This window comes from Mitsuaria sp. MSU3D (assembly GCF_056867975.1).
Map to the genome: position 1 here is coordinate 2537261 of NZ_CP200314.1, position 21490 is coordinate 2558750.

General features: G+C 69.3%; 21 protein-coding genes and 1 tRNA gene. 7 read left to right on the forward strand and 15 right to left on the reverse strand.

What is annotated here, in order from left to right:
- Positions 1–25: 25 nt before the first annotated feature.
- From AC1VNM_RS11125 to AC1VNM_RS11155, 7 genes are all read right to left on the reverse strand, one after another.
- On the reverse strand, positions 26–1543 hold the full coding sequence (locus AC1VNM_RS11125) for a sensor histidine kinase (protein WP_483106963.1): 1518 nt from the start codon (positions 1541–1543) through the stop codon (positions 26–28).
- Positions 1515–2198, reverse strand: coding sequence for a response regulator transcription factor (locus tag AC1VNM_RS11130; protein ID WP_483106964.1), 684 nt, complete (start codon positions 2196–2198; stop codon positions 1515–1517). The genes AC1VNM_RS11125 and AC1VNM_RS11130 overlap by 29 nt, the downstream gene beginning before the upstream one ends.
- 65 nt (positions 2199–2263) lie before the next feature.
- Positions 2264–2959, reverse strand: coding sequence for a hypothetical protein (locus tag AC1VNM_RS11135; RefSeq protein WP_483106965.1), 696 nt, complete (start codon positions 2957–2959; stop codon positions 2264–2266).
- Positions 2960–3218: 259 nt separating this feature from the next.
- Positions 3219–4385, reverse strand: a complete 1167-nt coding sequence (locus tag AC1VNM_RS11140) for a HAMP domain-containing sensor histidine kinase (protein WP_483106966.1) — start codon at positions 4383–4385, stop codon at positions 3219–3221.
- Positions 4382–5098 carry a response regulator transcription factor gene (locus AC1VNM_RS11145; protein WP_483106967.1) on the reverse strand — a complete coding sequence of 239 codons (717 nt, stop codon included), beginning with the start codon at positions 5096–5098 and terminating at the stop codon, positions 4382–4384. Before AC1VNM_RS11145 ends, AC1VNM_RS11140 begins: the two co-directional genes overlap by 4 nt.
- A complete protein-coding gene (locus tag AC1VNM_RS11150; RefSeq protein WP_377153906.1) occupies positions 5076–5399 on the reverse strand; it encodes a 4Fe-4S binding protein in 324 nt (107 codons plus the stop codon). Before AC1VNM_RS11150 ends, AC1VNM_RS11145 begins: the two co-directional genes overlap by 23 nt.
- Complete coding sequence (locus tag AC1VNM_RS11155) at positions 5399–6148, reverse strand: hypothetical protein (protein ID WP_483106968.1); 750 nt, start codon at positions 6146–6148, stop codon at positions 5399–5401. Before AC1VNM_RS11155 ends, AC1VNM_RS11150 begins: the two co-directional genes overlap by 1 nt.
- A 402-nt stretch (positions 6149–6550) precedes the next feature.
- Between AC1VNM_RS11155 and AC1VNM_RS11160 the strand changes: the two genes are divergently transcribed.
- On the forward strand, positions 6551–9409 hold the full coding sequence (locus AC1VNM_RS11160; protein ID WP_483106969.1) for a valine--tRNA ligase: 2859 nt from the start codon (positions 6551–6553) through the stop codon (positions 9407–9409).
- On the opposite strand, the gene AC1VNM_RS11165 is transcribed toward AC1VNM_RS11160, so the two are convergent.
- Positions 9351–10325: an NAD(P)-dependent oxidoreductase gene (locus AC1VNM_RS11165; protein ID WP_377153899.1), complete on the reverse strand. Its 975-nt coding sequence runs from the start codon at positions 10323–10325 to the stop codon at positions 9351–9353. The two genes, AC1VNM_RS11160 and AC1VNM_RS11165, sit on opposite strands and share 59 nt — an antisense overlap.
- Before the next feature lie 84 nt (positions 10326–10409).
- Here AC1VNM_RS11165 and galU point away from each other — a divergent pair, with 84 nt between their 5' ends.
- Complete coding sequence (gene galU / locus AC1VNM_RS11170; RefSeq protein WP_377153896.1) at positions 10410–11279, forward strand: UTP--glucose-1-phosphate uridylyltransferase GalU; 870 nt, start codon at positions 10410–10412, stop codon at positions 11277–11279.
- Positions 11280–11382: 103 nt separating this feature from the next.
- Here the strand turns inward: galU and AC1VNM_RS11175 are convergent, their stop codons facing one another.
- The 3 genes from AC1VNM_RS11175 to cysM all read right to left on the reverse strand — a co-directional run bounded on the left by AC1VNM_RS11175 (position 11383) and on the right by cysM (position 13191).
- Entirely contained in the window at positions 11383–11610 is a 228-nt protein-coding gene (locus AC1VNM_RS11175) for a sulfurtransferase TusA family protein (protein WP_067274265.1), read from the reverse strand.
- A 57-nt stretch (positions 11611–11667) separates the two neighbouring features.
- Positions 11668–12195: an NUDIX domain-containing protein gene (locus tag AC1VNM_RS11180; RefSeq protein WP_377153893.1), complete on the reverse strand. Its 528-nt coding sequence runs from the start codon at positions 12193–12195 to the stop codon at positions 11668–11670.
- 66 nt (positions 12196–12261) lie between these two features.
- A complete protein-coding gene (gene cysM, locus AC1VNM_RS11185; RefSeq protein ID WP_067274271.1) occupies positions 12262–13191 on the reverse strand; it encodes a cysteine synthase CysM in 930 nt (309 codons plus the stop codon).
- A 156-nt stretch (positions 13192–13347) separates the two neighbouring features.
- Between cysM and AC1VNM_RS11190 the strand changes: the two genes are divergently transcribed.
- Positions 13348–13432, forward strand: a tRNA-Leu gene (locus tag AC1VNM_RS11190).
- Between the two features lie 279 nt (positions 13433–13711).
- The gene (locus AC1VNM_RS11195) at positions 13712–14299 is read left to right on the forward strand and encodes a rhomboid family intramembrane serine protease (protein ID WP_483106970.1); all 588 of its coding nucleotides are present in this window, start codon (positions 13712–13714) and stop codon (positions 14297–14299) included.
- A gap of 44 nt (positions 14300–14343) precedes the next feature.
- Here AC1VNM_RS11195 and AC1VNM_RS11200 read toward each other — a convergent pair whose 3' ends face one another.
- Positions 14344–15267, reverse strand: a complete 924-nt coding sequence (locus AC1VNM_RS11200) for an NAD-dependent epimerase/dehydratase family protein (protein WP_483106971.1) — start codon at positions 15265–15267, stop codon at positions 14344–14346.
- 160 nt (positions 15268–15427) lie between these two features.
- Here AC1VNM_RS11200 and AC1VNM_RS11205 point away from each other — a divergent pair, with 160 nt between their 5' ends.
- The gene (locus AC1VNM_RS11205) at positions 15428–16465 is read left to right on the forward strand and encodes a CDP-6-deoxy-delta-3,4-glucoseen reductase (protein WP_483109262.1); all 1038 of its coding nucleotides are present in this window, start codon (positions 15428–15430) and stop codon (positions 16463–16465) included.
- Between the two features lie 83 nt (positions 16466–16548).
- Entirely contained in the window at positions 16549–17295 is a 747-nt protein-coding gene (locus tag AC1VNM_RS11210) for a 2OG-Fe dioxygenase family protein (RefSeq protein ID WP_377153883.1), read from the forward strand.
- Here the strand turns inward: AC1VNM_RS11210 and AC1VNM_RS11215 are convergent.
- Genes AC1VNM_RS11215 through AC1VNM_RS11225 form a run of 3 tightly spaced genes read right to left on the reverse strand, consistent with a single transcriptional unit; the run spans position 17282 to position 20021 of the window.
- Positions 17282–18502, reverse strand: coding sequence for a hybrid sensor histidine kinase/response regulator (locus AC1VNM_RS11215; protein ID WP_483106972.1), 1221 nt, complete (start codon positions 18500–18502; stop codon positions 17282–17284). The two genes, AC1VNM_RS11210 and AC1VNM_RS11215, sit on opposite strands and share 14 nt — an antisense overlap.
- Positions 18499–18924 carry a response regulator gene (locus AC1VNM_RS11220; RefSeq protein ID WP_377153878.1) on the reverse strand — a complete coding sequence of 142 codons (426 nt, stop codon included), beginning with the start codon at positions 18922–18924 and terminating at the stop codon, positions 18499–18501. Before AC1VNM_RS11220 ends, AC1VNM_RS11215 begins: the two co-directional genes overlap by 4 nt.
- A complete protein-coding gene (locus AC1VNM_RS11225; RefSeq protein ID WP_377153875.1) occupies positions 18921–20021 on the reverse strand; it encodes a sensor histidine kinase in 1101 nt (366 codons plus the stop codon). The genes AC1VNM_RS11220 and AC1VNM_RS11225 overlap by 4 nt, the downstream gene beginning before the upstream one ends.
- A gap of 224 nt (positions 20022–20245) precedes the next feature.
- On the opposite strand from AC1VNM_RS11225, the gene AC1VNM_RS11230 reads away from it, so the two are divergent.
- Positions 20246–21352: a Glu/Leu/Phe/Val family dehydrogenase gene (locus tag AC1VNM_RS11230; protein WP_377153872.1), complete on the forward strand. Its 1107-nt coding sequence runs from the start codon at positions 20246–20248 to the stop codon at positions 21350–21352.
- Positions 21353–21490 lie beyond the last annotated feature (138 nt).

Genomic DNA, 21490 nt, shown 5'->3' on the forward strand with positions numbered 1-21490 from the left:
GCGTGTGCCGGTTGACAGCCCCCGCTCAGAACAACGCGCGCGCCAAGGCCTGCGAGTAGCCCGCCTGGACCCCGGCGCCCGAGGGGCTTACGGTGGTCTCCGGCGCCGTCGGTGGCTCGATGCCGCGTCCGGGCATCGCTGGCGCAGCCCCTCGGTCTGGCCAGGCATCGGTCGCCGCCGTCATGGCGCACCGCAGCTCCAGCCCAGGCCCCGGCATCCGCCGATGCGCGCTCAGCCGCCAGCCGTGCGCCGCCGCGATCTCGGTGCAGATCGACAGCCCCAGGCCGGCCCCCTGCTCTCGCCGGTCGGCACCGCGCCAGAAGCGCTCGAAGATGCGCGGCAGGTCCTGCTCGGCCACGCCCTTGCCCTGGTCCGCGACCGCGAAGCCGTCCGGCCCCGCCATCAGCGTGACCACGCCTTCGCGCGGGCTGTGCTGGATCGCGTTCTCCAGCAGGTTCTTCAGCAGCGTGAACAGCGCCCCGCGATCCGCCCGCCAGAAGCGCAGCGACGGGCTCACGTGCAGGCCCAGGGTCACGTCATGCCTCGCGGCCACGCGCTCCATGAACTCGAAGACCTCACGCAGCGCCGGCGTCGGATCGATCGCCTCGACGCGGTAGTTGCGCTGCTCGCTGGCCTCCGCCAGCAGCAGCAGTTGCTGCACCTGCCGCGCGACGCGGTCGATGTCGTCCAGCACCTGGTCGCGCCACGCGCCGGACTCGACCAGTTCCACCTGCGCGCGGATCAGCGCCAGCGGCGTCTTCAGTTCGTGCGCGGCATTCGACAGAAATTCCTGCTGCGTCCTGAAGCCGCCCTGCAGGCGGTCCAACGCCGCGTTGAAGGCCTCGATCAACGGGCGCAGTTCCCGCGGCTGACCCGCCGCCGGCAGCCGGTCGGCCAGCGTGCGCGGTTCGATGCGACGTGCGGCGCTGGAGGCTTCGCGCACCGGTTGCAAGGCCTGCCGCAGCGCCACGTGGATCGTGATCAGGAACACCAGCACGAAGGTCGCGCCCAGGGCGATCACCCCCTGCCGGAACACGTCGAAACCGATCGACTTCCGCATCAGCAGCACCAGACGATCGGTGACGGCGAACTGGATGTACCAGCGGCGCCCGGCATGGTCGTAGGGCACGGTGGCCGCGTGCATCGCCACGCCGTTGCGGTGGAAGGTGAAGGACTGGCGTCGCGGCTCGAAGGGCTTCCAGTCCGGTGCGAACGTGGTCTTCAATCCGTCGGGGGCATACGCGACCCGGCCCTCGCGGTCGGCCACGCGCAACATGACCTCGTTGCGCAGGCTGTCGAAGACCCAGGGCTCGATCGCCTTCTCGTTGATGCCGACCGGCCAGCCCTGCGCATCGAAGCGCAGATTGCGCGCCAGTGCATCACCGTTGTCCTCGATCTGGTCACGCAGCACCCAGCGCGTGAAGGGCTCCCACAGCACCATGGACGCCACGCCCACCAGTACCGCGCTGAGCACCATGCTGGCCCCCAGCACCGCCAGCACGCGGTTGCGTAGGCTATTCGGCCACCGCATCTTGAAGCGCATACCCGTGGTTCCTGAGATTGACGATGCGCAGCGCCGAGCCGAGGGAATTCAGCTTCTTGCGCAGGCGATGCAGCGCGACGTCGAGCGCGTTCGGCGTCACCGCCTCGGACAGGCCCCAGGCCGCCGCCTCCAGCGCCGCGCGCCGCACCGTGCGCCCCTGCTGCTGCACCAGCGCGATCGCGATCTGAAGCTCCGCCGGCGCCAGCGCCACGGAGACCTCGCCGCGCACCAGCAGCGCCTCCTCGATGACGACCTCGATGTCGCCGAAGACGGCGCGCGACGGCCGTACCGCCACGGACCGGCGCATCAGCGCCCGCACGCGCGCCACGAGTTCCTCCATCGGGAAGGGCTTGGCGAGGTAGTCATCGGCGCCGGATTCGAGTCCGTCGATGCGGTCGTGCAGCGCGTCGCGCGCCGTGAGCATCAGGCAGGGCGTGCCCTGATGCGCGGCGCGCAGGCGCTTGACCAGCGACAGGCCGTCGCCGTCCGGCAGGCCCCGGTCGATGACCAGCGCCGCGTAGCCGACGTCGCGATGCGCGACCCAGGCGGCTTCCATCGCGTGGAAGACATCGGTCGGAATGCCGGCGGCCTGCAGGGCCTGACGGATCAGGCCGGCCAGCCGGACGTGGTCCTCGACCAGGGCGATTCGGTTCATGGGCAGCGGGGGCGGAAGTGCGGATGTTAAGGGCGCATCCTCCGTTCCCCCGACTTACCCGCGGCTTACCGGGCGTCGTCCTCCACCGGCTCGTGGTACTGCACCACCGGCACGCCGTCGCGGATCGCCTGCTCGTAGACGCCGAGCATGCCCAGCGCCTCGCGCAGGTCGTCGCGGATCGCGGCGGTGGCCACGACCGCTTCGTCGTCGTTGCACAGCGCGCCCTCCTCGTCGTCGTCGCGCTTGAGGCGACAGACCAGCTCGGCGATGACCGCGGCATGCTCGATGCGCTCGCGCAGCGTCTTCATCGCCACGCCGACCGTGATGTCGCGGCGCGGCACGCAGTACTCGACGTTGCCCGGCGCGAAGCGGCTCAGCGTCGGGTACATGCGCGACTGGTAGAGGAAGGCTTCGAACTCCTCGCCGTTCAGGCGCAGCAGCGGTCGCAGCTCCATCAGGCGGCGCTGCATGAACAGCGTCTTCGCGCGACGGGGAGCCGAAGCGGCGGCGGACGCCGGTGGCGGCGCGGGCGGCGCAGGCGGCATGCCGCCGCCGGCGCCCGCATCGAGGGACATCGCGTCGAGCGCCCTCGCGGCGAGGTCGGCGCCGGGATCGTCGTCGAGCTCGTCATCGAGGCTGGCGTGGAAGCCGGCCGGGACACGGAAGCGGGTCGAGGTGGCCGAGGCGGCCGAAGAGAAGGAAGGGTTGGAAGCGCCGCAAGGGCTGGCTTGAGAAGAGGAAGACGAGGACATCGGGGACATGGACAACTCCAGTCAGATCGGATCAATTCATAAACATCACCTTCGTCGGGATGACATGGACCGCGCCTGACGACGCGGGAGAGGGATCTTCCTGCGGCACCCGCAAGACCTGGCACGAAAAGATCAATGAAATCGATTCAATGAAATCGTTGGCATCGGCGCCACACGGGTTCTCGCAGGAGGACCGACCTGTCTCGGTAGGCGAATCGCCGGATCCCACTTGCATGAGTGGGTGAGCACGAGTGGGTGAGCCCGCCGCTCAGGGGAATCTCACCACCGCCTCGAAGCCCGGCTGCGCGTTGCGCAGCTCCAGCCGGCTGCCGTGCGCCTCGGCAACCAGCCGGCACAGCGACAGGCCCAGACCCACGCCGCCCTCGCTGCGCGCCCGCGCCTCGTCGGGGCGGAAGAACGGCTGGCCGAGCTGCGGCAGCGCCTCCGCCGGCACGCCCGGCCCGTGATCGCGCACGGTGAGCGTCGCGCCGTCGCCATCACGTTCGACGCTCACCATCACCGGCCCGACGTCCGGGTCGTTGTGCCGCAGGGCGTTGTGGACGAGATTTCTCAGCAGCAGTTGCACCCGCATGCGATCGAGCTTCAGCACGGGCAGGTCACGGTCGACGCGCAGCGCGACGCCCGGCTGGTCCTGCTCCCGCGCCAGCGCGCCGAGGTCGCAATCGCTGACCTGCAGCGCACGGTGGCCGCTGCCCAGGCGCTCGCTCTCCAGCAGCGCCGAGATCAGCTCGCGCATCTGGCCCAGCTCGTCCAGCAACGCCGCTTTCGAAGCGCCCTCGTCGACCAGTTCCGCATGCAGCCGCGCCCGCGTCAGCGGGCTTCTCAGCTCGTGGCTGATCGCCAGCAGCAGCGCGCGCTTGCCGTCGAGCATCGCCTGGATGTCCTCGGCCATCTGGTTGAAGCGGTGCGCGAGGTCGCCGATCTCGTCGCGGTGGTAGATGGGGACGCGATGCGCGAGGTCGCCCCGCCCGAACGCTTCCGCCCCCGCCGCCAGCTCGCGCAGCGGCCCCACCAGGTGGCGGATGCCGCCGTAGGCAAGACCTGTCACCAGCAGCAGCAGCGGGATCGCCCAGAGCAGGCCGTACTCGACCTGCATCGACGCCCACAGGATGCCGATCCCGGCACAGGCCAGCACGACGAAGATCGCGATCAGCCGCGCGCCCAGCGAATGCTTGAAATGCGCATGATGCCGATGCCAGCGCTGGTGCCAGCGGTTGCGCGCCCGCATGTGCCAGCGCCAGCCGCGCTCGCGCGGGAACGGGATGCCCTTGGCCTCCATCTCCGCCCAGCGGCGCATCTTCTCCAGCTTGTGCAGGCGCCGGACCTGCCGTTCCCGGCGACGCCAGTCGTCGCGCCGCCGCTCATGGTGGCGGGGATCGTTCCAGTGGTCGTAGGGATGGCGCGGATCGTTCATGCGCCCTCCTCGCCCGCGGCCGGCAACGCGAAGCAGTAGCCCGCGTTGCGCAGCGTCTTGAGCGCCTCCAGCGGTTCGAGCTTGCGGCGCATCCGGCTCACCAGGATGTCGACCGCCCGGGTGAAGATGTCGGCCTCCTGGCCGCGCAGCTGGTTCAGGATCTCGTCACGCGAGAACACGCGCCCAGGTTCTCGCGCCAGCATCACGAGCAGTTCGTACTCGGTGCTCGTCAGCTCGACGGGGCCGCTGGCCACGGTGACCTGTCGGCGTGCGGTATCGATGTCCAGGCCCACGAAGCGCAATGTCGTCGCGGCCGGCGCCGGCGCCGCCGCAGGGGACAGTCGCGTGCGACGCAGGATCGTCTGCAGCCGCGCCGCGAGTTCCCGCGGCTCGAAGGGCTTGGACAGGTAATCGTCGGCGCCCAGTTCCAGGCCGACCACGCGGTCGGTCAGGTCGCCGCGCGCGGTCAGCATCAGGATGGGGATCTCGCGCCACGGCTCCGTCCCGCCGCGCACGCGCTTGCAGAACGCGAAGCCGTCCATCTCCGGCAGCATGCCGTCCAGGATCAGCGCGTCGAAGCGCTCCTCGGCCAGGCGCGCGAGCGCGGCGCTCGGCCGCGTCACGGCGCTCAGCGCGAAGTCGAAGCGCGCCAGGTAGCTCGCCAGCGGCGCGGCCAGCGCCTCGTCGTCGTCAATCAGCAGCAATCGATGCATCGTGGCGTCCATTGTGGCCGTGCCGGACCAGCGTGATCGCCCGCTCGGGACAGGCCTTGACGCAATGGCCGCAGGCGCGGCACACGTCGGCATTCGGCGTGAACGCCTGCTGCCAGCCGTGCGCGTAGCCGCGCAGCTTGCCGAACAGGTTCAGCTCCTTGCGCCGTTCCACCGGCAAGGTGCCGACCGAGAAGACACCGTAGGGGCAGACCTCGACGCAATCGCCCTTGCCTTCGCAGCGGTTGCGGTCGATGACCGGCCGCAGCAGCCCGGGGGGCTGCCGGCAGTCGCGGCTGTCCATCAGAGGCTCCGGTCGTCGGCGGCGTCGCGCGGGTCCGGACGGTCCCGACCGTCGCGGCCATCGCGTCCCTCGCGTCCGTCGCGGCCCTCTCCCCGCCCCGCCCGGCGACGCAGCCGGCGCAGCAGGAAGCGCAGCATCTGCTGCTGGTCGAAATCCAGGGCGTCGAAGAAGTCGCCGGAGGCCGCGACCAGCGCCGGACCGGTCGCGCGCAGCGCTTCGATCTGGCCGTCGAAGAGCTCCTGCGCCTCGTCGCGACGGAAGTTCTCGGTCTCGACGAGGCGGGCGACCTCCGGGCCGCGCGCCAGCGCCTTGACCGCGCGCCGCGCCGCGGCGAGCTGGCTGATCAGCCGCTCCAGCAGTTCGGCCTGGCTGTCGCTCAGGTCCAGAAAGGCGCGGGCCCGGGCTTGCAGCCTCTCGCCGCGGCCGGCGTGGTGGGCATCGGATCCCAGGCCCCCGCCGAAGCCGCCCCACCCATGACCGCCGTGGTGACCATGGCGACCGTGGTGGCCGTGGCGACCGTGTCCGCGTCCATGTCCACCGCCATGCCCACCGCCATGCCCGTATCCAAGACCGCCCCACCCCCAGGGGAAGCCGCCGAAACCGCCGAAGCGGTACCAGGGGCCGGTGACGGGCAGCGGGCCGTAGTAGCCATCGTCACACACAGGGCCGACAGGACTGAAACGACCATCGTGGTCGAAGTGAGCGTGCTGACGTTCATGGTGGTGGCTCCAGCGTCGAAACAGATGCATGTTGCAATTCCTCGGTAAAGCCCGGGTGTCCGGGCGGTGAATCCATGTCGCCATGATTCCCATGCCCCCTCGCCAGGGCATCTCACCGCGGTATCGCTGTTTTTCGTTTTGTATCGCCGTTGCCCTGTCCGAGGGAATGCCTCCAAGGGGGGAATTGGGCGAAGCACGGAGGAAAGGCGGCGGAAACAGCGTCCCTGCTGACACGACGCGTCAGGGAGTCGGAATTCGACACGCGGTCCGCCGGCGGGCCGCCGCCCCCCCTCTGATCCCCTCTGATCCCCCTGTGGGGTGTCCCCCGTCTCCGGCCGCCCGCCAGGGGCGTCGCAGGGCCCCGCCCCTCTACAATCGCCGGCTCACCTTGTCCCTCGCCCAGATGACACCGCCTCACGGCGGAGCGCCCCCATGACCGAACTCGCCAAGTCCTTCGAACCCGCGTCCCTGGAAGCCCACTGGGGCCCGCTGTGGGAGTCCAAGGGCCTTTATGAGCCGACGCTCGATCCGGCCAAGCCGTCGTTCAGCATCCAGCTGCCCCCGCCGAACGTGACGGGCACGCTGCACATGGGCCACGCGTTCAACCAGACCATCATGGACTCGCTGACGCGCTACCACCGCATGCGCGGCCACAACACGCTGTGGGTCCCCGGCACCGACCACGCCGGCATCGCCACGCAGATCGTCGTCGAGCGCCAGCTGCAGGGCCAAGGCCAGAACCGCCACGACCTGGGCCGCAAGAACTTCGTCGCCCGGGTCTGGGAGTGGAAGCAGCAGTCCGGCTCCACCATCACGCAGCAGATGCGCCGCATGGGCGACTCGGTGTCCTGGGGCCACGAGTACTTCACGATGGACGAGAAGCTCTCGCCCGTCGTCGTCGACACCTTCGTCAAGCTCTTCGACGAGGGTCTGATCTACCGCGGCAAGCGCCTCGTGAGCTGGGACCCGATCCTGAAGTCCGCCGTCTCCGACCTCGAGGTCGAGAGCGAGGAGGAAGACGGCTCGCTGTGGCACATCCGCTATCCGATGGCCGAGGGCGATGAGTCGCTGGTCGTCGCGACCACACGTCCCGAGACCATGCTGGGCGACACCGCCGTCATGGTCCATCCGGAGGACGAGCGCTACAAGCACCTGATCGGCCGCCAGGTGAAGCTGCCCATCACGGGCCGCCTGGTGCCGGTGATCGCCGACGAGTACGTCGACAAGGAATTCGGCACCGGCGTCGTCAAGGTCACGCCGGCGCACGACACCAACGACTACCAGGTCGGCCAGCGTCACCAGCTGCCGATGCTGACGATCTTCACGCTGGACGCGACCGTCGTGGACACGATGGACGAGATCCCGGCCGAGTACCGCGGCCTGGACCGCTTCGCCGCGCGCAAGCTGATCGTCAAGGCGCTCGAGGACCAGGGCCTGCTGGTCGAGGTCAAGAAGCACAAGCTGATGGTGCCGCGCTGCACCCGCACCGGCCAGATCGTCGAGCCGATGCTGACGGACCAGTGGTTCGTCGCCACCCGCAAGCCGGGCAAGGACGGCAAGTCCATCGCGCAGAAGGCGATCGACGTCGTCGCCAGCGGCGAGGTGAAGTTCGTGCCCGAGAACTGGGTCAACACCTACAACCAGTGGATGAACAACATCCAGGACTGGTGCATCTCGCGCCAGCTGTGGTGGGGTCACCAGATCCCCGCCTGGTACGGCAGCAACGGCGAGGTCTTCGTCGCCCATGACGAGGCCGAAGCCCAGGCCAAGGCCACGGCGGCCGGCTACACCGGCCCGCTGACGCGCGACGAGGACGTGCTGGACACCTGGTACTCGTCGGCGCTGGTGCCCTTCTCGACGCTGGGCTGGCCGGCGAAGACGCTGGAGCAGGATCTCTTCCTGCCGTCATCGGTGCTGGTGACCGGCTACGACATCATCTTCTTCTGGGTCGCCCGGATGATCATGATGACGACGCACTTCACCGGCCAGGTGCCCTTCAAGCACGTCTACATCCACGGCCTGGTGCTCGACGCGCAGGGCAAGAAGATGAGCAAGTCCGAGGGCAACGTGCTCGACCCGGTCGACCTGATCGACGGCATCGAGCTGGCCCCGCTGCTGGACAAGCGCACGCAGGGCCTGCGCAAGCCCGAGACCGCGCCCAAGGTCCGCAAGGCCACGGAGAAGGAATTCCCCGAAGGCATCCCCGGCTACGGCGCCGATGCGCTGCGCTTCACCTTCGCGGCGATGGCGACGCTGGGTCGCAGCGTCAACTTCGACAGCAAGCGCTGCGAGGGCTACCGGAACTTCTGCAACAAGCTGTGGAACGCCACGCGCTTCGTGCTGATGAACACGCAAGGCCAGGACTGCGGCCTGGTGGAGCACACGAAGGAACAATGCGCCCCCGGCGGCAGCGCCCACGGCTACCTGCAGTTCTCGCAGGCCGACCGCTGGATCGTCAGCGAGCTGCAGAAGGTCGAACAGGCCGTCGCGCAAGGCTTCGCGGACTACCGCCTGGACCAGGTCGCCAACGCGATCTATTCGTTCGTGTGGGACGAGTACTGCGACTGGTACCTGGAGCTGGCCAAGGTCCAGCTGCAGACCGCGCAGGCCGAGGGCAACGACGCCGCGCAGCGCGCCACGCGCCGCACGCTGATCCGGGTGCTGGAGACCATCCTGCGCCTGCTGCACCCGATCGCGCCGTTCATCACCGAGGAACTCTGGCAGACCGTCGCCCCGATCGCGGGTCGCAAGTCCACCGAGTACCTGGTCACGGCCGCCTACCCCGTCGCCCAGCCGGAGCGCATCGATCCGCAGGCCGTGGCCTGGGTCGAGCAATTGAAGTCGGTGGTCGGCACCTGCCGCAGCCTGCGCAGCGAGATGGGCCTGAGCCCGTCCGACCGCGTGCCGCTGCTGGCTGGCGGCGACCTGTCCTTCCTGCGCGAGGCGGCGCCCGCGCTGAAGGTGCTGGCCAAGCTGCAGAGCGTCGAACTGATCGAGGACGAGACCGCCTTCAACGCGCAGAGCGCGATGTCGCCGGTCCTGGTGCACGGCGCGGCGCGTCTGGCGCTGAAGGTGGAGATCGACGTCGAGGCCGAGCGCGCCCGCATCGCCAAGGAAACCGCCCGTCTGGAAGGCGAGATCACCAAGGCCAAGGCCAAGCTGGACAACGAAGGCTTCGTGGCGCGCGCGCCAGCGGCCGTCGTGGAGCAGGAACGTCAGCGCATCGCCGACTTCAGCGCCACCGTGGCTCGGCTAAAAGATCAGGCAGCGCGCCTGGGTGGGTCGGCCTGAACTCAGGCTGGACAGCGGGCGTGGCCAGGATCTCCGAGATCCGCCGCGCCACGCTCCACGCGGCGCGCATGCGTGACTCGCGCGTCGTCGCCGAGATCCGCGGCGTGACCTGCAATCCGGGCACGCCATGCAAGGGACGCCCGGCTTCCATGAGGCCGGGCTCCATCAGATCCAGCCAGGCCGCCAGCAGCCGGCCGCCTTGCAGCGCGTCGGCCAGCGCCTGTTCATCGAACAGCGCCGAGTGCGAGGTCGACACCAGCACCTGCGACGGCTTGCAGAAGTTCAGCACCCGCTCGCCGATCAGGCCGCGGTAGCGCGGGAAGTAGGCCAGCTGCACGCTGACCGCGTCGGCGGCCTGCATCAACTCGCGCAAGCCGTAGGGCTCGATGCCCCACTGACCCCAGAGCGGGTCGGCATGGTGCAGGCTGGGGTCATAACCGATCACGCGCGCACCAAAGGCCGGCAGCAGCGTCGCCAGTTGGCGCGCCGACGGCGTGAGGCCGACCAGGCCGACCGTGGCGCAACCCAGCTCGCGTCCCACCCAGTTGCCATCCGCCCCTTGCACGGGGACGCGGCGCAGCAGCGCCAGCAGCGCGCCGATGACGAACTCGGCTTCCGCCGATGCCGCCGCGGTCGGCGCACGCACGACCTCGATGTTGGCGGCGCGGCAGGCTTCGAGATCGATGTTCTCCGCGCCGGCGCCGATGCGGCCCACGGCACGCAGGCGAGGCGCGCGCCGGACCATCTCCGCATCCAGCGCGATCGAGGCGGGCAAGAAAATTGCCTGGGCCTGCGCAACATGCTCTCTCAAGGCGTGCGGCGCCTCCGCCAGATCGGGTGCGGCCTGGATGACGTGGCGCTCCGCCAGCCATTCCAGGACGTCAGCCTCCAGCGGTTCCAGGACTAGCACTGCCATGAGCGGTTTGGAGAGGTTTGTTTGATTTTCTTTCAGCTGCGCCGTGCAAGAATGCCGGCGCAATTACCGTCGGAGTGTACGTAAATGGCCCTCATCAACAAGGCGATCTTCCCGGTTGCCGGACTCGGCACACGCTTTCTGCCCGCCACGAAGGCGCAGCCCAAAGAGATGCTGCCGGTGGTCGACAAGCCGCTGATCCAGTACGCGGTGGAGGAAGCCTACGCGGCGGGCATCCGCCAGATGATCTTCGTGAACGGCCGTAACAAGCGTGCCATTCCGGATCACTTCGACACCGCCTTCGAACTCGAGACCGAACTGGAAGCCGCCGGCAAGAAGGAACTGCTGGCGATGGTCCATTCGATCAAGCCGGACGACATGGAGTGCATCTACATCCGCCAGCCCAAGGCCCTTGGCCTGGGCCATGCGGTACTGTGCGCGCAATGCGTCGTCGTCAACGAGCCCTTCGCCGTGCTGCTGGCCGACGACCTGATGGTCGGCAAGCCGCCGGTGCTCAAGCAGATGGTGGACCAGTTCGCCGAATGGCAGGCGTCCATCCTGGCGGTCCAGGAAGTGCCGCCCGAGCACACCAAGCGCTACGGCATCGTGGCCGGCGCGGCGATCAGCGACCGACTGATGGATCTCACCCACATGGTCGAGAAGCCCGCCCCCGAGGACGCGCCGTCGCGCCTGGGCGTGGCCGGCCGCTACATCCTGACGCCGGGCGTGTTCCGCGAGATCGCGACCCAGCCGCGCGGTGTCGGCGGCGAGATCCAGCTGACCGACGGCATCGCCGCGCTGATGCGCCGCGAGAAGGTCTTCGCCTTCCGTTATGAAGGCAAGCGCTACGACTGCGGCAGCAAGGAAGGCTTCCTGCAGGCCAACGTCGAACTGGCGCTGGCGCACCCGGAACTGGGCGCCAGCTTCCGCGAGTACCTCAAGGCCCTGGAAATCTGACCGCGCTGAACTTCTGACGGCAGGACTTCCCGTCACTGCCGCGTCATGAAGCACGAAGGCCACGCATCGCGTGGCCTTCTTCGTTTCCGGGGATGTCTTCGACTCAGCGTCGTTTGAGCACGTGGATGTACTCGTCGCCCGCCGAGCTCTGCTCGACCAGCTCGTTGCCGGTCTGTCGCGCGAAGGCCTGGAAGTCGCGCGTCGAGCCGGGATCCGTCGCGACGACCTTCAGCAGTTGGCCGCTTTCCATCTCCGCCAGGGCCTTCTTGGCCTTGAGGATGGGCAGCGGGCAGTTCAGGCCGCGGGTGTCGAGTTCCTTGTGAATGTCCATGAGAGCGTCCTTGCCGCCGATGACCGGGGGCGATGAAGCGGATTCTAGTCAGCCCCCTCAGCCGCGAGGCGCCATCCACTTCGGTTCGATGCCGCGCCCGCGCAGCCAGTCCGCCAGTGCCTGGCCGGTACCGGCGGGCCAGCACTCGAGCTGCCCCGGCGGCGTCAGCGTGTACTCGACCAGTTCCGGCGACAGCGTGACCTCGCCGCGCGCCGGCACGTGGTACGCGATGATGACCTGGTTCTTCTTCTGGAAGTCGTAGACGCCGATCAGCGTCGCACCCAGCGCTTCCAGCGAGGTCTCTTCCAGCACCTCGCGCCGGATGCCCTCTTCCGGCGACTCGCCGGCTTCCATGAATCCGGTGATCAGGCCGAAGAACGGTCCCGGCCACGCCGCGTTGCGCGCGAGCAAGACCTGGCCCTCGCGGTCGACGCATTCGACCACGGCGGCCAGCACCGGCGTCGGATTGTTCCAGTGGGTGAAGTCGCAGTTCGGGCAACGCAGCCGGGTCTTCGGGCCGCCGTCTTCCGGCAGCTCGATCCATGCCAGTTCACTGGCGCATTGCGGGCAGAAGCGGAAGCTCATGAGGCGTGGGCGCGGTGGCGCCTGCGTGTCGCGATGCGGCCATCATCCCTGATTGGCCGCGCGCCGTCAGGCCGGGAAGACGCCCGTCGACAGATATCGATCACCCCGGTCGCAGACCACGAAGACGATCGTCGCGTTCGAGACCTGGCGCGCGATCTGCATCGCGACCCAGCAGGCGCCGGCGGCCGAGATGCCGCCGAACAGGCCCTCCTCGCGCGCCAGGCGGCGGGCCATGTCCTCGGCGTCGGACTGGCCGACCAGCACCAGCTCGTCCACGGTCTCGGGCCGGTAGATCTTGGGCAGATACGCGGCCGGCCACTTGCGGATGCCGGGAATGCGCGAGCCCTCGGCTGGTTGCGCGCCGACGATGCGCACCTCGGGGTTCTTCTCCTTCAGGAAACGCGACACGCCGGTGATCGTGCCGGTCGTGCCCATCGCGCTGACGAAATGCGTGATGCGCCCGCCGGTGTCGCGCCAGATCTCGGGCCCGGTGGTTTCGTAGTGGATGCGCGGGTTGTCGTTGTTGGCGAACTGGTCGAGCACCCGGCCCTTCCCGTCGCGCTGCATCTGTTCGGCCAGATCGCGGGCGTATTCCATGCCGCCGGAACGCGGCGTCAGGATCAGCTCGGCCCCGAAGGCCTTCATCGTCTGGGCGCGTTCGACCGAGAGGTCCTCCGGCATGATCAGCACCATGCGGTAGCCCCGGATCGCGGCGGCCATGGCCAGCGCGATGCCGGTGTTGCCGGACGTCGCCTCGATCAGCGTGTCGCCGGGCTTGATCTCGCCGCGCTCCTCGGCGCGCCGGATCATGCTGATGGCGGGGCGGTCCTTGACCGAGCCCGCCGGGTTGTTCCCTTCGAGCTTGGCCAGCAGCACGTTGCCGCGCGCCGCCAGTTCGGGCCCCAGCATGCGTTGCAGCCGAACCAGCGGCGTGTTGCCGATGACGTCTTCCAGGGTCGGATAGCTCGTGGGGTCGAAGGCGCTTGCATCACTCATAAGCATGCATTCTCTCAGTGGAGGCGTGTTCCTGCGTGGCATAATGTCTTTCTCATTTCGCGGCTCACCGTTGCCTCCACGGCAACGCTTCCGAACCCCGAAACAGATCATGCAGGCCACCCCCCGGTGGCTTCGCACGCAGAAAGTTGCCGTGACGCCCGGATGGCGAAATCGGTAGACGCAGGGGACTCAAAATCCCCCGCCGCAAGGTGTGCCGGTTCGAGTCCGGCTCCGGGCACCACCCTTCAGGTGGTCAGGTCTTGGCAACTCCTCTTCCGCGACTCCTCTTCCAATCGTTCCGCGTTTTTCGGCAGGCCGTTCCGCATGCCAAGCCACGCCACGGACGTCCTGGCCGCCTCTGTCAGGTTCCCGTCATCCCGCTGAAGGGAAAGCCGTGCGCGGCCCGGGTCGGGTCTTGCGCATGCCCGGGCTACACTGGTCCGAACGCATTGGCTTGACCTCATGTCCATTGCGCCTTCCCAACGCGCCGTCCGCGGTGCCTTCTGAAGACGCCTGCCCCATGCCCTTCATTCCTCCGGTGACCAAGGCCTTCATGCTGATCTGCGTGGGCCTGTTCTGTCTCCCGATCGTCATCACGCCGCTGGCGTTGATGAATGTCGAGATGGCGCTGTGGCCGCTGAATTCCGGCAGATTCGAGTTCTGGCAGCCGATCACCTACGCCTTCCTGCATGGCAGCGTCGCCCATCTGTTCTTCAACATGTTCGGGCTCTGGATGTTCGGCTCCGAGCTGGAGACGGTGTGGGGCGGCAAGCGCTACGCGCAACTGCTGGTGGCCAGCGCGCTGACCGCCGCCGCGGCGCAACTGGTGTTCACGCTGCTGATGGGATCGCTCGCGCCCACCGTCGGCGCGTCCGGGGCGCTGTTCGGCCTGCTGCTGTCCTACGGGCTGCTGTTCCCCGACCGGGTCATCATGCCGCTGTTCCCGCCGATCCCGATGAAGGCCAAGTACTTCGTCGCCATCTTCGGCGCGCTCGAACTGTTCCTGGGCATCACCGGCGGCAGCGGCATCGCGCACTTCGCGCACCTGGGCGGCATGCTCGGCGCCTGGCTGATGATCAACTACTGGCGCGGCAGCCGCCGGCGCTGAGCCGCCCTCGCCCTCGGCCCTTCCCTTCAGTCGTCGCGCCCTCTTCAGTCCTCGACGGCGAGCAGCCCCTCGCGCGGCGTCGGGTAGCGCAGCCGCAGGCGCAGCTCGCGCTTGAGGCGCCGGTTGTCCATCCGGCGCGATTCGTTCATGAAGCTCATCTGCATCGGCGAGAACACGCCGGGGGCTTCGGTCCGCGTGACGCGGGACGGCGGCGGCAGGCCGCACACGGTGGCGGCCAGCTCGAAGTAGTCGCCCATCAGCAGCTCGCTGTCGTCGCTCGCGTGCAGGATCCGCTGCGTCGGGCCGCGCATCAGCGCCAGCACGCAGGCGCGCGCCAGGTCGTCGGCCTGGATGTGGTTGGTGTAGACATCGTCCTCGCGCGCCAGCACTGGCAACCCCTTGCCGAGGCGCTCGCGCGGATGCCCGCCGTCGCGGTTGAACGCGTAGATGCCGGGCACGCGCAGGATCGTCACCGGCGCGCCCGTCGCGCGGCCCCACTGGCGCAACTGGTCCTCGGCATCGACCCGGCGCCAGGCGCGGTCATTGGACGGATTGGGACGGCGCGTCTCGTCGATGCGCGCGCCCCCGCAATCGCCGTAGACCCCGCTCGTGCTCGCGTAGACCAGATGCGCCGGTGCCGCCGAGCGCAACAGCGCCTGCAACAGCCGCCGGGTGCGCTCGTCGGTCCGCCCCTGCGCGGCCGGCGGCGCCAGATGCAGCACGCGATCCGCGAGCCCCGCGAGCCGCCCCAGCGTCGCGCCGTCGTCGAGGTTGCCGATCAGCGGGATCGCGCCGGCGGTGCGCAGTTCATCGACCCGCGCGGCGCTGCTCGTCAACGCCATCACCGTCCAGCGCCCGGCCAGTTGCCGCAGCACGCGCATCCCGACATCGCCGCATCCGACGATCAGCAGACGGCTGCGACGGCCACGGCGGTTGACGGAAGGCGAGGCGGGATTGGCACCGGACATGGCGGGTCGAAGCGGGGCTGGGGCAAAATGGCGGGCCAGTTTAGATCGCCTTCATGGCTCGAACGGCTCGCGCCCCGGTCTGCGGACCGCGCGGGCCGTGTCGCTTCCGCCCTCTCCTCTTACGACATCGCGCGGCCCCGTGCCGCGCCGACTCCGCATCATGAGCTTCCAGGTCACCGTCCTGCCCGCCGGCCGCAACTTCACCGTCGATGACGACGAAACCGTGCTGGCCGCGGCCATCCGCCAGGGCATCGGCCTGCCCTACGGCTGCAAGGACGGCGCCTGCGGTTCCTGCAAGAGCCGGCTGATGGAGGGTCAGGTCGTGCACGGCGAGCACCAGACCAAGGCGCTGTCGCCTGAAGAAGAAGCCGCCGGCCTGATCCTGACCTGCTGCGCCAAGCCGCAGACGGACTGCACCGTCGAGGCCCGCACCGTGCCCGGCGCCGGCGAGTTCCCGGTGCTGAAGCTGCCCAGCCGCGTGATCACCGTCGAGAAGCCGGCCGGCGACGTCGCCGTGGTCAAGCTCCAGCTGCCGGCCACGCAGAACCTGCAGTACCGGGCCGGCCAGTACGTCGAATTCATCCTGCGCGACGGCGCGCGACGCAGCTACTCGATGGCCAACGCGCCGAGCCGCCTCGGCACGCCGCCGGCGATCGAGCTGCACATCCGCCACATGCCCGGCGGCAAGTTCACCGACCACGTCTTCGGCGCGCTCAAGGAGAAGGACATCCTGCGCATGGAAGGCCCGTTCGGCAGCTTCTTCCTGCGCGAGGACAGCGACAAGCCGATCGTGCTGCTCGCCTCGGGCACGGGCTTCGCGCCGATCAAGGCGATCCTGGAGCGCATCCAGGACGAGGGCATCACCCGGCCCGTGACGCTGTACTGGGGCTGCCGGTCCCAGGCCGACCTCTACCTGCACGACTGGGCCGTGGCGACCGCCGCCGCGATGCCGACCTTCACCTACGTGCCGGTGCTGTCCGAGCCGAAGGCCGAGGACGGCTGGACCGGCCGCACCGGCTTCGTCCACCAGGTCCTGATGGCGGACCTGCCCGACCTGTCGAAGCACCAGGTCTATGCGTGCGGCGCGCCGGTGATGGTGGAGTCCGCCCAGCGCGACTTCGTCGCGTCCTGCGGCCTGCCCGCCGAAGAGTTCTACGCCGACGCGTTCACGTCCGAATTGGATAAACACGCGGGCTGATCCGGTCCACGTAGCGCCCCGGCAATCCCGCGTTCACGGCGTGACATGTGCCATCCCGGGCGCGACGCTCCATACTTTCGCGCATGAAGCATTTCCCGCCGCCGTACTCCAGCGCCGCGCAGTTCGAACATCAACTGCAGAACCTCGGCCACACCGTCATCGCGCCCGAGAGCCTGACGCACTGGCTGCACTGCCAGGCCGGGGATCTGCGCGCGCTGCAGACCTACTGGAACGACCTGCCCCCGGACGCCTACCTGCGCGACGGCGGCCGCTACCGGTTCCGGCGGCATGCGAGCTTCGTCGTGGACTCGCAGGCCGAGCCGTCGGTGCGTCTGGCGCCGCATCGCGCGCATTGGCAGCCGGTGGACTACAACGCGCTGCACGGCGGCATCGAACGCTGGTTCGAGCCGATGGATCCCGCCGCCGTCGACCTGCCGATCTGGCCGCGGCTGCTGCTGGGACTGGCCTCGGTCGCGGACCGGCTCAAGGGCGCGCGGCCCTGGTTCATCGAGGCGCACCAGTTCCGCATCGACACGGCGGGCGGCATCGGCCGGCCCACGCCCGAGGGCGCGCACCGCGACGGCGTGGACCTGGTGGCGGTGTTCATGCTGGCGCGCCACGGCATCAAGGGCGGCGAGTCGCGCGTCTTCGAAGCGGATGGCCCGCGCGGCCAACGCTTCACGATGATGGAGCCGTGGACGCTGCTGCTGCTCGACGACGAACGCGTCATCCACGAGACCACGCCCATCCAGCCCATCGATCCCGCGCATGCCGGCCATCGTGACACGCTGGTCGTGACGCTGCGCGCGGACGCGTTCATGGGGCGCTGACGAGCGGCACGCCCGGGTCGGGCAGTTCGGCGAAGAAGGTCGAGCCGTTGCCCGGCGAGCTCATCACCCCGACGCTGCCGCCCTGGGCCTCGACGATGCGCTTGCTCAGCGCCAGACCCAGGCCGGTCCCGCGATAGCGGCGGCGTTCTTCCGAAGGCAGCTGCGTGAACTCGGTGAACAGCCGGGGCAGATGCTCGGCCGCGATGCCCAGGCCGGTGTCGCAGACTTCCACCCGGAAGCCCTGTGCCCCGGTGCGCCGGCCGCGCACGACGATCTCGCCGTTCGCCGGCGTGAACTTCCAGGCGTTGGACAGGTAGTTGTAGAGCACCTGACGCAAGCGCAGCGGATCGGTCCAGACGCTCCCCAGTCCGTCATCGATCTCCATCCGCACCGTCATCGCCTTGTCGGTGAAGCTGCCCGCCACCACGTCGACCACTTCGCGCGCCAGCTCGGCGACGGGGGTCGCTTCCGGATGCAGGTCGATCCCGCCGGCCTCGATGCGGGCCATGTCGAGGATGTCGTTGATCAACGCCAGCAGATGGCGGCCGCTGGCCAGGATGTGTCCGCCGTAGCGCTGCACCGCCGGACTGTCCGGGCCGGCGGCGCCGTCGGTCAGCAGCTGGGAGAAGCCGATGATCGCGTTCAGCGGCGTGCGCAGCTCGTGCGACATGTTGGCCAGCACCCGGCCCTTCTGCCGGCTGACTTCCAGGATGCGCTTGTTCTCCAGCTCCAGCTCCGCGCTGCGCAGCCGCAGCGCCTGCGAGCGCATCCGCTCGCGGCCCTCGCGGGCGCGGACGATCGCGTAGTCGATGGCCCTCAGCAGCGAGCGCGGGCGCACGTCCTGCTTGGACAGATAGTCCTGCGCGCCGGCCGTCATGCAGGACAGCGCGAGCTGGTCGTCCTCCATGCCCGTGAGCACGACGATCGGCGTGTCGCGCGCCTGCGCCCGCACGGCCTTCACGCAGTCGATGCCTTCCCCATCGGGCAGGCGCAGGTCCAGCAGGATGGCCGACATGCGCTGCTGCTGCAGCGCGCGCACGGCCTCGTCCAGCCGCGCGGCCCGCAGCACCGGACGGGGCGGCACCGTGCCGCCCTCGGCCAGCAGGTCGGTGATCAGGTCGGCGTCGCCGTCGTTGTCCTCCACCAGCAGGATCGGCCAGGGCGCGCGTCGAGGCTCGAGGGCCAGGTCGTCGGGCAAGGCGCTCATGGCAGTTTCACCACGGTGAACCAGAAGCCCTCGATCGCCTGCACGATGGACTGGAACGCCACCAGCCCCACCGGCTTGGTCACGTAGCAGTTGGCCCCCAGCTGGTAGCTCCGGACGATGTCGTGCTCGGCGTCGGACGAGGTCAGCACCACCACCGGGATCTCCCGCAGGCCGGGCTCCTGCTTGATGCGCGCCAGCACCTCGCGGCCGGTCACCTTGGGCAGGTTCAGATCGAGCAGGATGAGGTCGGGCGGCATCGCCGCCTCGAACGGCGGCTGGCGCAGCAGCCGCGCCAGCGCCTGCGCGCCGTCGACGGCCACCGCGATGTCCAGCATCAGCTTGCCCTGCTCCAGGGTCTCGATCACCAGATCGGCGTCGCCGGGGTTGTCCTCGACCAGGAGCACGCTCAGCGGCCGGCTCACGAGAGCTGCTCCGGTTGGGCCGCGGGCAGCGTGAAGGACACGACACTGCCGCGCCCCGGCTCCGAGTCGATCCGGATCGTGCCGCCATGCCGTTCGACGATGCGCTTGGCGATCGCCAGGCCGATGCCGCTGCCGTCGTATCGCCCCTGCTCATGCAGCCGCTGGAACATCTGGAAGACGCGCTCCGCGTACTGCATGTCAATGCCGATGCCGTTGTCGCCGACCCTGAACCGCCAGCGCGGGCCCTCGCGCTGGGCCTCGACGCGCACGCGCGGCGCCGCCTCCGAGCGGAACTTGATGGCATTGCTCACCAGGTTCTGCAGCAGCTGATGCAACTGGACCTCGTCGGCCAGCACGAGCGGCAGCGGCCCGGCGTCGACGGTGCCGCCGGACTCTCTCAGCAGACGCTGCAGGCCGTGCGTCACCGCGGCGAGCACCTCGTCCGCCGCGACCGGCGCCAGCGGCTTGCCCTGCGATCCCACCCGCGAGTAGGCCAGCAGATCCGCCACCAGCCGCTGCATGCGGCGCGCCCCGTCGGAGGCGTAACGGATGTACTTGTCGGCCCGCTCATCCAACTGGCCCGCATAGCGCTGCGCCAGGAGCTCGGTGTAGTTGGCGACCATGCGCAGCGGCTCCTGCAGATCGTGCGAGGCGACGTAGGCGAACTGCTCCAGGTCCGCATTGCTGCGCCGGAGCTCGTCCTCGTAACGTTCCCGCGCGCTCTTGCGCTCGGTGATGTCGATGATGGAGGCGAGCGTGCACAGGCCCTCGGCGGTCTCGATCGGACTCAGGCCGATCTCGATCGGCACCTCCTCGCCGCCCTTGCGCCGTCCGAAGAGGTCCCGCCCCGCGCCCATGGGCCGCGTTTCCGGCTGCGCGAAGAACTGCGCGACGTGACGCGGGTGGTCGCCATGGAAGCGGTTGGGGATCAACAGCTCCACCGAGGCGTCGAGCAACTCGTCGCGGGCGTAGCCGAAGAGCTCCTCGGCCTTGCGGTTGACCAGCCGGATCCGGCGCTGGCGATCCACGAGCACGATGGCGCTCGGGATCGCCTCCACGATCGACCGGTACCGGTCGTCGCTGCGATCAGTTGACATGCGGAGCCTCCCTGACGATTGGATTCGTCTTGTGTCCTTCTCCGATGGATAGGTGTAACACGTCGTTGCTCGTGCGCCAATCGCCCGACATGGGGACCTCGGGGTGCTGCGGCGCGGGCGCGACAGGGCGGCTTAAACTCCGGGGCCGGCGCGCCACAAGCGCAGCGGACCCCGCCGGATCGCCGCGATCCGGTCTTCTTCAAGCATCACAAGTGCAGGTTCCCATGAACGCCATCACCGACATCGCCCGCGCGCTCGCCGCCGGCTCGACCGACGCCATCCCCTCCTCCCTCTTCGGCCTGCCCGACCAGGCCCCGCACGAACGCGTGCTGCTGGCCGCCGATCCGGTGACCGGCCTCAAGGCCATCCTGGCGGTGCACAGCACCGCGCGCGGCCCGGCCTTCGGCGGCTGCCGCTTCTGGAGCTACGACAACGAACTGGCCGCGCTGAACGACGCGCTGCGCCTGTCGCAGGGCATGAGCCTGAAGAACGCGCTGGCCAACCTGCCCTTCGGCGGCGGCAAGGCCGTGATCATCAAGCCGCAGGGCGACTTCGACCGCGCCGCGCTGTTCGCGGCCTTCGGTCGCGCGGTGCAGTCGCTGGACGGCGCCTACATCACCGCCGAGGACGTCGGCACCACCACCGCCGACATGCTGGGCATGATGGCGCACACGCAGTACGTCTCGGGCATCCCGCGCGACGGCGCCTTCGGCGGCGACCCCAGCCCCAAGACCGCGTACGGCGTGTTCGTGTCCATCGACGAAGGCGTCAAGCGCGTGCTGCGCCGAGAGTCGCTCGAGGGTGTGCGCGTCGCCCTGCAAGGCCTGGGCGCGGTGGGCTGGCACCTGGCCGAATACCTGCACCGCGCCGGCGCGAAGCTGGTCGTCGCCGACGTGAACGCCGAGAAGGTCGCGCGCGCGCAGACCGAGCTGGGCGCGAAGGCCGTCGGCATCCATGAGATCCTGGCCGCCGACGTCGACGTGGTCGCGCCGTGCGCGCTGGGCGCGACGCTGAACGCGCAGTCCATCCCCGCGCTGCAGGCCGCGCTGATCGCCGGCGCCGCCAACAACCAGCTCGCGACCGCCGCCGACGGCGACGCGCTGCAGGCCCGCGGCATCACCTACCTGCCGGACTACCTCGTGAACGCCGGCGGCATCATCAGCGTCGCGCGCGAGTTCCGCAACGAAGGCGAAGAGAACGCCGTGATGGCCGAGGTCGGCCAGATCCGCGGCCGCGTCGCCGAGCTGCTGGACCGCATCCGCGTCAGTGGCCAGACGCCGGCCCGCGAAGCGGACGCCTGGGCGCGTTCGCTGCTGGTCAAGCCGGCCTGACGACACGGGAGCCGCCGCGCTCCTCGATGACAACGGCGCCTTCAAGGCGCCGTTTTTTCGTCCGTCTCCACCGCCGTCCGAGACTGTCCCAACGATGGCTCGCGCAATCCGCGTGCCCGCCACGCACACGCCGTTACA